Here is a 13595-nt window from a genome sequence, read left to right on the forward strand (position 1 = left end):
GCGATGGGGCCCGAACAGACAACTCAGCCTGTCCGACTCAACGAAGCCCAAAGCAGCTGCGCCGCATACCCCCGGTAAGGTCGCCACGCCTCGGCTCGCACCAGTAACTCCCGCGCCGTCACCGCCCCGCCTTCAAGCGCGGTCAGTGCGTTGATCAACCCCACATCCCCAGACGGAAACGCATCCGGCTCGCGCAACTGGCGCAAGGCAATGTACTGCGCCGTCCAGTCCCCAATCCCGTGCAAGGCGAGTAACCGCGCCACACCCCCCTCCCGACCGGGCTCAAACAACAGCGGATCATCCAGCAACGCCTGCGCTACGCCAGACAAGGTTCGCCCCCGACTTTTCGGCATGCCCAACGTCGCCAGATCCGCTTGCGCCAACACGGCAGGCTCAGGAAACACATGGGTCAAACCCGCCTGCGGCGACTGCAACGGCACGCCATACTGCGCAACCAGTTTGATCGCCAAACGGATCGCCGCGCTCACAGTAATCTGCTGCCCCAGCACGGCACGAATCGCCAGCTCCAGCCCATCCCACGCCCCCGGCACCCGTAAGCCCGGACGCTGGGCAATCAAGCGTTTCATCAAGGGGTCCAAGGCCAACTGTCGGTGAATCGACGGCAAATCCGCCTCCAGATCAAACATCCGTCGCAGTCGCGCCACGATCTCAGGCACCGCCGACTCATCCGCAAAACCCAGCGTCAGTTCAAGCGCATCAGCGTCCGCCGGCCCTATCGAAAACGTACCGTGAACACCGTTCAGCCCGATGCTGCGCGAATACACCCCATCGGCCACGGCTTCCATACCGGCCACCGCCCGTGCCGATAAAAACTGCAACATTGCCGGCCAGTCATACGGCGGTTGATACGCCAGCAACAATCTCACAACGACAGTAACCCGCTGTACAACCCATACGCGGCCAGCCCGGCACCAATCAGGACACCTGTAAAAATGCCCTTCTCGATGTGAGTGAACAACGGCTCACCCTGTTCATGCTTGGCCTTGGCAAACAGAATCACCCCCGGCGCATACAGCAACGCCGACAGCAGCAGGTATTTGACCCCGCCGGCATACAGCAACCACACCGCATATCCCAGCGCGATACCGCCGATCATCAGGTCTTTGGTGCGCTCGGCGCTGGCGTGTTCGTAGGTTTCGCCACGCCCGCTCAACAACACCGCATACGCCGCCGACCACAGGTAGGGCACCAGAATCATCGACGACGCGAGGTAGATCAGGCTGGTGTACGTGCCGGCCGAAAACAGTGTGATAAGCAGAAAAATCTGGATCATCACGTTGGTCAGCCACAGCGCGTTCACCGGCACGTGGTTGGCGTTTTCCTTTTTCAAGAAGGCGGGCATGGTCTTGTCTTTGGCCGTGGCAAACAGAATCTCGGCACACAGCAGGGCCCAGGACAGCAACGCCCCCAACAGCGAAATCGCCAGGCCAACGCTGATCAGCAACGCGCCCCAGGGTCCGACGATATGTTCCAGCACCGCCGCCAGCGACGGGTTCTGCAAATTGGCCAGTTCCGGCTGACTCATGATCCCCAGCGACAACACGTTGACCAGCACCAACAGCGCCAGCACTCCGAGAAAACCGATGACCGTCGCCCGGCCCACGTCCGAACGCTTCTCCGCTCGTGCCGAATACACACTGGCGCCTTCAATGCCGATAAACACGAACACCGTCACCAGCATCATGTTGCGCACCTGGTCCATCACCCCGCCGAAACTCGGGTTGCTGCGGCCCCAGATATCCCGGGTAAAAATGTCGGCCTTGAAGGCGACGGCGGCGATGACGATGAACATGATCAGCGGCACGATCTTGGCCACGGTGGTCACTTGGTTGATGAACGCCGCCTCCTTGATCCCGCGCATCACCAGAAAATGCACGGCCCACAGCAGCACCGAAGCGCAGCCAATCGCAACGGGCGTGTTGCCTTGGCCAAAGACCGGGAAGAAGTAACCGAGGGTGCTGAACAGCAACACGAAATAGCCGACGTTGCCCAGCCAGGCGCTGATCCAGTACCCCCAGGCCGACGAGAATCCCATGTAGTCACCGAAGCCGGCCTTGGCGTAGGCATACACCCCGGAATCCAGTTCGGGTTTGCGATTGGCCAGGGTCTGGAACACGAACGCCAGGGTCAGCATGCCGACCGCCGTGATGGCCCATCCGATCAGCACCGCCCCGGCATCGGCCCGCGCCGCCATGTTTTGCGGCAACGAGAAAATCCCGCCGCCAATCATCGACCCCACCACGAGGGCGATCAGGGCGCTCAAGCGTAGCTTTTGCGTCGGTTGTGACATTCCTGCGTCTCCACTTTTGTCCACGTTCGGCCAAGGGCTGTCACGGTCTTGAAACCATCACATGGTTGGCTTAACTAAATAGATACAGCGTAATTACGTTTATTAGATAACGCCATGCCAGGCTATTTTATTTATAACTGAACACGCTATTAGCGTCATGGCAAAGAGCAATTTCGTGGGTGAATCCTGATAATTCAATACGACTCTGAAAACCGGCGCCAAATAGTTGCGAAAATGCCAAAAAGAACTAATTTAAACATCGCCAGTCAAGCTCGCTTATTTCGGATAGCTATGAGCGATCGCTCTGGATTAGGCGTCTTCGGCCATCCGTGTGTGGCCGGGATAACATCCAAAATTCTTTAATTAACAATGGAATGTCCCATCCACTGATCTAAGTCAGATGTTCGAACAGCTAACAGAACTACTCTGTTGTCTCTCTTCTCCTGCACTGGAGTCATGCGATGTCTGAATCCCCCGGAAAACTGAAACTCGGCGCATTGGTTGCACTGGTTGTTGGCTCAATGATTGGTGGCGGGATCTTCTCGCTGCCACAAAACATGGCCGCCAGTGCGGACGTTGGCGCAGTCCTGATCGGCTGGGCCATCACCGCTGTCGGCATGCTCACCCTGGCCTTCGTCTTCCAGACCCTCGCCAACCGCAAGCCTGACCTGGATGGCGGGGTGTACGCCTACGCCAAGGCCGGATTCGGCGACTACATGGGTTTCTCTTCCGCCTGGGGGTACTGGATCAGTGCCTGGCTGGGCAACGTTGGCTACTTCGTTCTCTTGTTCAGCACCCTCGGCTACTTCTTCCCCATTTTTGGCGAGGGCAACACGGTGGCGGCCATCATCGGAGCATCGGTACTGCTCTGGGGTGTGCATTTCCTCGTGTTGCGCGGGATCAAGGAAGCGGCGTTCATCAACCTGGTGACCACGGTTGCCAAGATCGTGCCGCTGGTGCTGTTTGTGTTGATCGCGATTTTCGCCTTCAAACTGGACATCTTCACCGCCGACATCTGGGGCCTGAAAAACCCCGACCTGGGCAGCGTGATGAACCAGGTGCGCAAAATGATGCTGGTCACCGTCTGGGTGTTTATCGGCATCGAGGGCGCGAGCATTTTCTCGGCCCGCGCCGAAAAACGCAGCGACGTGGGTAAAGCCACCGTCATCGGTTTCATCACCGTGCTGCTGTTCCTGGTGCTGGTGAACGTGCTGTCCCTGGGGATCATGACCCAACCGGAACTGGCCAAGCTGCAGAACCCGTCGATGGCCGCCGTGCTCAAGCATGTGGTCGGTGATTGGGGCGCGGTGCTGATCAGCGTCGGCCTGATCATCTCGCTGCTGGGGGCCTTGCTGTCGTGGGTGCTGCTGTGTGCGGAGATCATGTTCGCCGCCGCCAAGGACCACACCATGCCGGAGTTCCTGCGCAAGGAAAACGCCAACCACGTTCCGGTCAACGCCCTGTGGCTGACCAACGCAATGGTCCAGCTGTTCCTGATCATCACCCTGTTTTCGGCCAGCACTTACCTGTCGCTGATCTACCTCGCCACCTCGATGATCCTGGTGCCGTACCTGTGGTCGGCGGCGTATGCGCTGCTGCTGGCGGTGCGCGGCGAGACTTACGAAAACGACTCCGGCGAACGTTCGAAGGACCTGTTGATCGGCGCCATCGCGGTGATCTACGCGGTCTGGTTGGTCTACGCCGGCGGCACCAAATACCTGCTGCTGTCCGCCCTGCTCTATGCCCCCGGCGTGATCCTGTTCGCCAAGGCCAAGCGAGAACTGGGCAAACCTGTTTTCACCAACGTCGAGAAGCTGATTTTTGCAGCCGTGATCATAGGTGCCGTGGTGGCGGCCTATGGGCTGTATTCCGGCTTCCTGACCCTGTAACACCCGAATAATTTGTCATCTGGAGGATCACTGTAATGACCACGGAAAAAGTTAAGTTCGGTGTACATTCCGAAGCCGGCAAACTGCGCAAAGTCATGGTTTGTTCCCCCGGCCTGGCCCACCAGCGGCTCACTCCGAACAACTGTGACGAACTGCTGTTTGATGATGTGTTGTGGGTCGCCCAAGCCAAGCGTGACCACTTCGACTTCGTCACCAAGATGCGCGAACGCGGGATCGACGTTGTGGAAATGCACAACCTGTTGACCGACATCGTCGCCATCCCCGAAGCGCTGGACTGGATTCTGGAGCGCAAGGTCACCGCCGATTCGGTGGGTTTGGGCCTGATCAACGAAGTGAAATCCTGGCTGCGCAGCCTGGAGCCGCGGCATATCGCCGAGTTCCTGATTGGCGGTGTCTCCGCCGATGACTTGCCGGACAGCTTCGGTGGCAAGACCATCCAGATGTTCCGCGACTTCCTCGGCCACTCCAGCTTCATTCTGCCGCCACTGCCGAACACCCAGTTCACCCGCGACACCACCTGCTGGATCTACGGTGGCGTGACCCTGAACCCGATGTACTGGCCGGCACGCCGTCAGGAAACCCTGCTGACCACCGCTATCTATAAATTCCACCCACAGTTCACCAACGCCGAATTCGAGATCTGGTACGGCGACCCGGACCAGGATCACGGCAGCTCCACCCTTGAAGGCGGCGACGTGATGCCGATCGGCAACGGCGTGGTGCTGATCGGCATGGGCGAACGTTCGTCCCGCCAAGCCATTGGCCAACTGGCGCTCAACCTGTTCAAACACAAAGCAGTGGAAAAAGTCATCGTCGCCGGCCTGCCAAAATCCCGCGCCGCGATGCACCTGGACACCGTGTTCAGCTTCTGTGACCGCGACCTGGTCACCATTTTCCCGGAAGTCGTGAACCAGATCGTCGCCTTCACCCTGCGTCCGGACGAGAAAAAACCGGGCGGCATCGACATCCGACGCGAAGACGGCACGTTCCTCGACACCGTGGCCAAAGCCCTCAACCTGAAAGCGTTGCGGGTCGTCGAAACCGGCGGCAACAGCTTCGCCGCCGAACGCGAACAGTGGGACGACGGCAACAACGTGGTGGCCGTGGAGCCGGGCGTGGTCATCGGTTATGACCGCAACACCTACACCAATACCTTGCTGCGCAAGGCGGGTATCGAGGTCATCACCATCAGCGCCGGCGAACTGGGGCGTGGACGCGGGGGTGGCCACTGCATGACCTGCCCGATCATTCGCGACCCTATCGATTATTAATCGTTGAGCCCTGGCCGCGGCTGCCTTCTACCCGAAGGCAAGCACGGCCAGGGGGATAACCGACACCTAAGGAGATCCATCATGGCGTTCAACATTCACAACCGTAATTTGCTGAGCCTGGAACACCACACCCCTCGCGAATTGCGTTATCTGCTCGACCTGTCCCGCGACCTCAAGCGCGCCAAATACACCGGCACCGAGCAGCAGCACCTCAAAGGCAACAACATCGCGCTGATCTTCGAAAAAACCTCGACCCGTACCCGTTGCGCCTTCGAAGTCGCCGCGTATGACCAGGGCGCCAACGTCACCTACATCGACCCGAACTCTTCGCAGATCGGCCACAAGGAAAGCATGAAGGACACCGCCCGCGTGCTGGGGCGCATGTACGACGCTATCGAGTACCGTGGCTTCAAGCAGGAAATCGTCGAGGAACTGGCCAAGTTTGCCGGCGTACCCGTGTTCAACGGCCTGACCGATGAATATCACCCGACGCAAATGATCGCCGACGTGCTGACCATGCGTGAGCACGCCGACAAGCCGATTCACGACATCAGCTACGCCTACCTGGGCGACGCCCGTAACAACATGGGCAACTCGCTGCTGCTGATCGGCGCCAAGCTGGGCATGGACGTGCGCATCTGCGCGCCAAAAGCCCTGTGGCCGCTGGACGATCTGGTCGAGCGCTGCCACAAATATGCGCAAGAAAGCGGCGCGCGCATCACCCTGACCGAAGACACGAAAGCGGCGGTCAAAGGCGTGGACTTCATCCACACCGACGTGTGGGTCTCGATGGGTGAACCGGTCGAAGCCTGGGCCGAACGTATCCAGCAACTGCTGCCGTATCAGGTCAACGCCGAACTGATGAAAGCCACCGGCAACCCGCGCACCAAGTTCATGCACTGCCTGCCGGCCTTTCACAACAGCGATACCAAAGTCGGCAAGCAGATTGCCGAGCAGTACCCGAACCTGAAGAACGGCATCGAAGTGACCGATGACGTGTTCGAGTCGCCGGCCTGCATCGCCTTCGAGCAAGCGGAAAACCGCATGCACACCATCAAGGCGATCCTGGTGTCGACCCTGGCTGACCTTTAACGGCGCACCCGGCTCCCACTGACTGGACCCAGTCAATGTGGGAGCTGGCTTTTGTGGGAGCCGGGCTTGCCCGCGATGGCATCACCTCGTTGTAACTGATTCACCGAGGCGTCTGCATCGCGGGCAAGCCCGGCTCCCACAATGACCGCATCTCACTGTTTTCTGGAAGGATTGCCATTATGCGTATCGTCGTAGCTCTGGGCGGTAACGCCCTGCTCCGCCGTGGTGAACCCATGACCGCGGACAACCAGCGCGCCAACATCCGGATTGCCACCGAACAAATTGCCAAGGTCCACGCCGGTAACCAACTGGTCATCGCCCACGGCAATGGTCCGCAGGTCGGCCTGTTGTCGCTGCAAGCCGCGGCCTACACCTCGGTGTCCCCTTACCCGCTGGACGTGCTGGGTGCCGAAACTGAAGGCATGATCGGCTACATCATCGAACAGGAACTGGGCAACCTGCTGGACTTCGAAGTGCCCTTCGCGACCCTGCTCACCCAGGTCGAAGTCGACGCCAACGACCCGGCGTTCCAGAACCCCACCAAACCGATCGGCCCGGTGTACGCCAAGGCCGACGCAGAAAAGCTTGCCGCCGAAAAAGGCTGGGCAATTGCCCCGGACGGCGATAAATACCGTCGCGTGGTGGCCAGCCCCAGACCGAAACGCATTTTCGAAATCCGTCCGATCAAATGGCTGTTGGAAAAAGGCAGCATCGTGATCTGCGCCGGCGGCGGCGGCATCCCGACCATGTACACGTCCCCCGGCGTACTGGAAGGTGTCGAAGCGGTCATCGACAAAGACCTGTGCTCGGCGCTGCTGGCCGAACAGCTTGAAGCCGATATTCTGGTGATCGCCACCGACGTCAGTGCCGCGTTCATCGATTACGGCAAGCCGACCCAGAAAGCCATCGGCCAGGCTCACCCGGATGAAATGGACAAACTCGGCTTCGCCGCAGGCTCCATGGGACCCAAGGTTCAGGCCGCCTGCGAGTTCGCCCGCAATACTGGAAAAGTCGCAGTAATCGGTTCACTCTCGGACATTGAAGCGATCGTCCAGGGCACGGCAGGTACGCGCATCAGTACGGCGAAACCTGGCATTACTTACTTGTAGGGAGAGACATCTATGGCACAGTTTCAGCCAGGCCACTTGCACATCGAGCGTCACGCGCTGACCCCGGATGATGTCAGTTACAACATTTGCCTCGACTATGAAGTCAGCAAAAGCCCCAAAGGGGAAAAAGGCATTCAGTTCACCATGCATGGCAGCATTCAGGGAAAGGACATGAAAGAGACCTTCTTCCTGCCCAAAGTGGAGGCCTACAACTTCGCCAGCAACGTGACGAAAATCGCCGAGCAGTACGGCATTCCAAAAACACACAGCCAGATCGGCTCGGTCCACAAGCATTACGATTTGATGTTTGAAGACATTCGGGTGCAGCTCGACATGAAATCCGGCGACCCGGTAGACCTCGAGAAATTCGAATAACCCACATTCCCCTTGTGGGAGCGGGCTTGCTCGCGAAGGCGGTGTATCAGTCGACGTAGAGGGTGACTGACCCACCGCCTTCGCGAGCAAGCCCGCTCCTACAGGGGTTCGGTGCAGGCCTGAAACCCTGCGCAGGATTTCACCATTCGCCCGCCCCAAGGCATACTTGCGCCCCTCCGCACTCCAGAACCAAAAACCGCCCCATGCGTATCCACGTCAGCTTCATCGACCGCGTCGGTATTACCCAGGAAGTCCTGGCCCTGCTCGGTGGGCGCAATCTCAATCTGGATGCGGTGGAAATGGTCCCGCCCAACGTTTACATCGATGCCCCGACCTTGAGCCCGCAAGTCCTCGAAGAGCTGCGCGATGCGCTGTTCAGCGTGCGTGGCGTGCAAGCGGTGACGGTGGTCGACATCCTTCCCGGCCAGCGCCGCCACCTGCAACTCGACGCCCTGCTCGCGGCCATGACCGACCCGGTACTGGCGCTTGACAGTGCCGGCAAGGTGTTGCTGGCCAACCCGGCATTGATTGCGCTCTACGGGCGTGAACCGGCGGGTGAAAGCATCGCCGAGCTGTTTGCCGACCCGGCGCTGCTCGACGCGTTGCTGGAACAGGGCTTTCGCTTGCCGCTGCGGGAAATCACCGTCAACGGCCAGACCTTGCTGCTGGACGCCACGCCGATCACCGACGCGGGCGCCCTGCTGACCCTGTATCAACCCAACCGCATCGGCGAACGCCTTTCGGCGTTGCACCATGATCACGCCGAAGGATTCGATGCGCTGCTCGGCGAGTCGCCGGTGATCCGCACCCTCAAGGCGCGCGCCCAACGGGTGGCGGCCCTCGACGCACCGCTGCTGATTCAGGGCGAAACCGGCACCGGCAAGGAATTGGTCGCCCGGGCCTGCCACGCCATCAGCGCTCGGCACAGTTCGCCATTTCTGGCATTGAACTGCGCGGCATTGCCGGAGAACCTCGCCGAAAGCGAGCTGTTCGGCTACGCCCCCGGTGCCTTTACCGGCGCGCAACGGGGCGGCAAACCGGGGCTGATGGAACTGGCCAACCAAGGCACGGTGTTTCTGGATGAGATCGGTGAGATGTCGCCGTACTTGCAGGCGAAACTGCTGCGGTTTCTCAATGACGGCAGCTTCCGCCGGGTCGGCGGTGATCGTGAGGTGAAGGTCAATGTGCGGATCCTCAGCGCGACGCACCGCGATCTGGAAAAAATGGTCAGCGAAGGCAGCTTTCGTGAAGACCTGTTTTATCGCCTCAATGTGCTCAACGTTGAAGTCCCGCCGCTGCGCGAACGTGGCCAGGACATTCTGTTGCTCGCCCGCTACTTCATGCAGCAGGCCTGCGCGCAGATCCAGCGCCCGGTCTGTCGCCTGGCACCGGGCACCTACCCGGCGCTGCTGGGCAATCGCTGGCCGGGCAACGTGCGGCAATTGCAGAACGTGATTTTCCGCGCCGCGGCGATTTGCGAAAGCACCCTGGTCGACATCGGCGACCTCGACATCGCCGGCACCTCGGTGGCACGCCAGAGCGACAGCGATGTCGACAGCCTGGAGCAGGCGATGGAGGAGTTCGAGAAAACCCTGCTGGAAAAACTCTACGTCAGCTACCCCTCGACCCGCCAACTGGCCAGCCGCCTGCAAACCTCCCACACCGCGATCGCCCATCGGCTGCGCAAGTACGGCATACCCAACAAGCCCTGAAATCCCCCAAACACCAAAGAACCCTGTAGGAGCCGAGCTTGCTCGCGATAGCGGTATGTCAGTCACCATTGATTTCGACTGAAACACCGCTATCGCGAGCAAGCTCGGCTCCTACAGGGCTCTATGCTGAAAACGACCTCTATCTGTACTGAAAGCGCTACAGTGGAACGATATCGCTACACCCCTCTTCAATCACGGCTGCACAAGGCTTTGATCCACCTCGGCTTTCCTACCCGCCCCTGCCCGTATCGATTTCGCTACAGAGCGCGAGCTTCACCCGCCCATAAAACCCTATAGAACATTGATTAATAAGGACAAAACCAACATTGGCCGTGTTCTTGCTAACTAGTTCGTCATAACAGGGCTTATTGCCCACGCATTCAATAGCGTCCACCAGACGAGTCTGGCCCCCTTAGGAGTTCTCATGAGCGATTTGCGTTTTACTGAAGATCACGAATGGCTGCGCACCGAAGCTGACGGCACCGTTACCGTCGGCATCACCGCTTTCGCACAGAACGCTTTGGGCGACGTGGTTTTCGTACAACTGCCTGAGCTGCAGTCCTACGAAAAAGGCGCTGAAGCCGCCACCGTGGAATCGGTAAAAGCCGCCAGCGGCGTGTACATGCCACTGGACGGTGAAGTGCTGGAAGTCAACCCGGCACTCGACAGCAGCCCTGAACTGGTCAACGAAGATCCGCTGGGTGAAGGCTGGTTCTTCCGCTTCCAGCCAAGCGACGCCTCGGCGGTCGCCAAACTGCTGGACCAGGACGCCTACGACCGCCTGATCAAAGCCAACGCTGAAGCCTGAGGAGCGCCTGACATGACCCAAGTGAATCTGACCACCGCCAACGAATTCATCGCCCGTCACATCGGCCCGCGTGCCGGCGACGAGCAAGCCATGCTCAACAGCCTGGGCTTCGACTCGCTGGAAGCCCTGAGCGCCAGCGTCATCCCGGACAGCATCAAGGGCACTAGCGTGCTGGGTCTGGAAGACGGTTTGAGCGAAGCTGAAGCCCTCGCCTCGATCAAAGCCATCGCCGGTAAAAACCAGCTGTTCAAGACCTACATTGGCCAGGGCTACTACGGCACCCACACGCCGTCGCCGATCCTGCGCAACCTGCTGGAAAACCCGGCCTGGTACACCGCCTACACCCCGTACCAGCCAGAAATTTCCCAGGGCCGTCTCGAAGCGCTGCTGAACTTCCAGACCCTGATCAGCGACCTGACCGGCCTGCCGATTGCCAACGCTTCCTTGCTCGACGAAGCCACCGCCGCTGCCGAAGCCATGACCTTCTGCAAACGCCTGAGCAAGAACAAGGGCAGCCACGCCTTCTTCGCCTCCGTGCATTGCCACCCGCAAACCCTCGACGTGCTGCGCACCCGTGCCGAGCCGCTGGGCATCGACGTGGTGGTCGGCGACGAACTCGAACTGACTGACGTGACGCCGTTCTTCGGCGCCCTGCTGCAATACCCGGCCAGCAACGGTGACGTGTTCGATTACCGCGAACTGACCGAGCGTTTCCACGCCGCCAACGCGCTGGTGGCTGTAGCCGCTGACCTGCTGGCCCTGACCGTACTGACCCCGCCAGGTGAATTCGGTGCCGATGTGGCCATCGGCAGCGCCCAGCGTTTCGGCGTTCCGCTGGGCTTCGGTGGCCCGCACGCGGCGTACTTCTCCACTAAAGACGCGTTCAAGCGCGACATGCCGGGCCGTCTGGTCGGTGTCTCGGTAGACCGCTTCGGCAAGCCGGCCCTGCGCCTGGCCATGCAAACCCGCGAGCAACACATCCGCCGCGAGAAGGCCACCAGCAACATCTGCACCGCCCAAGTACTGCTGGCCAACATCGCCAGCATGTACGCCGTGTACCACGGCCCGAAAGGCCTGACCCAGATCGCCAACCGTGTGCATCACCTGACCGCCATTCTGGCCAAAGGCCTGAACGCACTGGGCCTGACCGTCGAACAAGCCAGCTTCTTCGACACCCTGACCCTGAACGCCGGCGCCAACACCGCCAAGCTGCACGAACAGGCTCGCGCCCAGCGCATCAACCTGCGCGTGGTCGACGCTGAACGCCTGGGCCTGTCCCTCGACGAAACCACCACCCAGGCCGACATCGAAACCCTGTGGAGCGTGCTGGCTGACGGCAAAGCCCTGCCAGATTTCGCCGCCCTCGCCGCTGCCGTGGTCAGCGCCATTCCGGCCGCACTGGTGCGTCAATCGCCGATTCTCAGCCACCCGGTGTTCAACCGTTACCACTCGGAAACCGAGCTGATGCGCTACCTGCGCAAGCTGGCCGACAAGGACCTGGCACTGGACCGCACCATGATCCCGCTGGGTTCATGCACCATGAAACTCAACGCCGCCAGCGAAATGATCCCGGTGACCTGGGCTGAATTCGGTGCCCTGCACCCATTCGCCCCGGCCGAGCAAAGCGCCGGCTACCAGCAACTGACCGACGAACTGGAAGCGATGCTCTGCGCCGCGACCGGTTATGACTCGATCTCGCTGCAACCGAACGCCGGTTCGCAAGGTGAATACGCCGGTCTGCTGGCCATTCGCGCCTATCACCAGAGCCGTGGCGAAGACCGTCGCGACATCTGCCTGATCCCGTCGTCCGCCCACGGCACCAACCCGGCCACCGCCAACATGGCCGGTATGCGTGTGGTTGTGACCGCTTGCGATGCTCGCGGCAACGTCGACATCGAAGACCTGCGTGCCAAGGCCATCGAGCACCGCGAACACCTCGCCGCGCTGATGATCACCTACCCGTCGACCCACGGCGTATTTGAAGAAGGCATCCGCGAAATCTGCGGCATCATTCATGACAACGGCGGCCAGGTGTACATCGACGGCGCCAACATGAACGCGATGGTCGGCCTCTGCGCACCAGGCAAGTTCGGCGGCGACGTGTCGCACCTGAACCTGCACAAAACCTTCTGCATCCCCCACGGCGGTGGCGGCCCGGGCGTCGGCCCGATTGGCGTGAAATCGCACTTGACTCCGTTCCTGCCGGGTCATGCCCAGATGGAACGCAAGGAAGGCGCGGTTTGCGCGGCACCGTTCGGCAGTGCGAGCATTCTGCCGATCACCTGGATGTACATTCGGATGATGGGCGGCGCAGGTCTGAAACGCGCTTCGCAGTTGGCAATTCTCAACGCCAACTACATTTCCCGTCGCCTGGAAGAGCATTACCCGGTTCTGTACACCGGTAGCAACGGCTTGGTCGCGCACGAATGCATCCTCGACCTGCGCCCACTGAAAGACAGCAGCGGCATCAGTGTCGATGACGTCGCCAAGCGCCTGATCGACTTTGGCTTCCACGCCCCGACCATGTCGTTCCCGGTCGCCGGCACGCTGATGATCGAGCCGACCGAAAGCGAATCCAAGGAAGAACTGGACCGCTTCTGCGACGCCATGATCCGCATCCGCGAAGAAATCCGCGCGGTGGAAAACGGCACGCTGGACAAGGACGACAACCCGCTGAAGAACGCTCCGCACACCGCAGCGGAAATCGTCGGTGAGTGGACGCATCCGTACAGCCGTGAACAAGCGGTTTACCCGGTTGCATCGTTGATCGAAGGCAAATACTGGCCACCGGTCGGTCGCGTCGACAACGTGTTTGGCGATCGCAACCTGATCTGCGCCTGCCCGTCGATCGAAAGCTACGCTTAAAGCAGTGTGGGGCGGCTAATCCCGCCCCCCTGTAGGAGCAAGGCTTGCCCGCGATGAACGATGACGCGATGTAACTGATACACCGCATCAATCCAATCGCGGGCAAGCCTTGCTCCTACAGGTTCGCGTCGCGTCTATAACA

At 60.4% G+C, this 13595-nt stretch carries 10 protein-coding genes; 8 read left to right on the forward strand and 2 right to left on the reverse strand.

Annotated features, from left to right (window positions below; all coding sequences use genetic code 11):
- Positions 1 to 23 precede the first annotated feature (23 nt).
- Positions 24 to 887: a DNA-3-methyladenine glycosylase family protein gene (locus ACA048_RS22370; protein ID WP_497626324.1), complete on the reverse strand. Its 864-nt coding sequence runs from the start codon at positions 885 to 887 to the stop codon at positions 24 to 26.
- A complete protein-coding gene (arcD, locus tag ACA048_RS22375; protein ID WP_497626325.1) occupies positions 884 to 2311 on the reverse strand; it encodes an arginine-ornithine antiporter in 1428 nt (475 codons plus the stop codon). Before arcD (ACA048_RS22375) ends, ACA048_RS22370 begins: the two co-directional genes overlap by 4 nt.
- Before the next feature lie 461 nt (positions 2312 to 2772).
- Here arcD (ACA048_RS22375) and arcD (ACA048_RS22380) point away from each other — a divergent pair, with 461 nt between their 5' ends.
- The 8 genes from arcD (ACA048_RS22380) to gcvP all read left to right on the forward strand — a co-directional run bounded on the left by arcD (ACA048_RS22380) (position 2773) and on the right by gcvP (position 13453).
- Positions 2773 to 4200: an arginine-ornithine antiporter gene (gene arcD, locus ACA048_RS22380; RefSeq protein WP_497626326.1), complete on the forward strand. Its 1428-nt coding sequence runs from the start codon at positions 2773 to 2775 to the stop codon at positions 4198 to 4200.
- 35 nt (positions 4201 to 4235) lie between these two features.
- Positions 4236 to 5492, forward strand: a complete 1257-nt coding sequence (gene arcA / locus ACA048_RS22385; protein ID WP_497626327.1) for an arginine deiminase — start codon at positions 4236 to 4238, stop codon at positions 5490 to 5492.
- An 81-nt stretch (positions 5493 to 5573) separates the two neighbouring features.
- Entirely contained in the window at positions 5574 to 6584 is a 1011-nt protein-coding gene (locus ACA048_RS22390) for an ornithine carbamoyltransferase (RefSeq protein WP_497626328.1), read from the forward strand.
- Positions 6585 to 6763: 179 nt separating this feature from the next.
- Positions 6764 to 7693 carry a carbamate kinase gene (gene arcC, locus ACA048_RS22395; protein ID WP_497626329.1) on the forward strand — a complete coding sequence of 310 codons (930 nt, stop codon included), beginning with the start codon at positions 6764 to 6766 and terminating at the stop codon, positions 7691 to 7693.
- 12 nt (positions 7694 to 7705) lie between these two features.
- Entirely contained in the window at positions 7706 to 8068 is a 363-nt protein-coding gene (locus ACA048_RS22400) for a DUF5064 family protein (RefSeq protein WP_497626330.1), read from the forward strand.
- Positions 8069 to 8271: 203 nt separating this feature from the next.
- On the forward strand, positions 8272 to 9780 hold the full coding sequence (gcsR, locus tag ACA048_RS22405) for a transcriptional regulator GcsR (RefSeq protein WP_497626331.1): 1509 nt from the start codon (positions 8272 to 8274) through the stop codon (positions 9778 to 9780).
- A gap of 424 nt (positions 9781 to 10204) precedes the next feature.
- Positions 10205 to 10588 carry a glycine cleavage system protein GcvH gene (gcvH, locus tag ACA048_RS22410; protein ID WP_223511857.1) on the forward strand — a complete coding sequence of 128 codons (384 nt, stop codon included), beginning with the start codon at positions 10205 to 10207 and terminating at the stop codon, positions 10586 to 10588.
- Positions 10589 to 10600: 12 nt separating this feature from the next.
- Positions 10601 to 13453, forward strand: a complete 2853-nt coding sequence (gcvP, locus tag ACA048_RS22415; protein ID WP_497626332.1) for an aminomethyl-transferring glycine dehydrogenase — start codon at positions 10601 to 10603, stop codon at positions 13451 to 13453.
- Positions 13454 to 13595 lie beyond the last annotated feature (142 nt).

Source organism: Pseudomonas sp. LBUM1659 (genome assembly GCF_059716045.1).

What these genes read in the sequence shown, in the direction of transcription:
- arcD (WP_497626325.1), bottom strand. Translation starts at nt 2,311, where the DNA reads ATGTCACAACCGACGCAAAAGCTACGCTTGAGCGCCCTGATCGCCCTC.
- arcD (WP_497626326.1), top strand. Translation starts at nt 2,773, where the DNA reads ATGTCTGAATCCCCCGGAAAACTGAAACTCGGCGCATTGGTTGCACTG.
- arcA (WP_497626327.1), top strand. Translation starts at nt 4,236, where the DNA reads ATGACCACGGAAAAAGTTAAGTTCGGTGTACATTCCGAAGCCGGCAAA.
- ACA048_RS22390 (WP_497626328.1), top strand. Translation starts at nt 5,574, where the DNA reads ATGGCGTTCAACATTCACAACCGTAATTTGCTGAGCCTGGAACACCAC.
- arcC (WP_497626329.1), top strand. Translation starts at nt 6,764, where the DNA reads ATGCGTATCGTCGTAGCTCTGGGCGGTAACGCCCTGCTCCGCCGTGGT.
- ACA048_RS22400 (WP_497626330.1), top strand. Translation starts at nt 7,706, where the DNA reads ATGGCACAGTTTCAGCCAGGCCACTTGCACATCGAGCGTCACGCGCTG.
- gcsR (WP_497626331.1), top strand. Translation starts at nt 8,272, where the DNA reads ATGCGTATCCACGTCAGCTTCATCGACCGCGTCGGTATTACCCAGGAA.
- gcvH (WP_223511857.1), top strand. Translation starts at nt 10,205, where the DNA reads ATGAGCGATTTGCGTTTTACTGAAGATCACGAATGGCTGCGCACCGAA.
- gcvP (WP_497626332.1), top strand. Translation starts at nt 10,601, where the DNA reads ATGACCCAAGTGAATCTGACCACCGCCAACGAATTCATCGCCCGTCAC.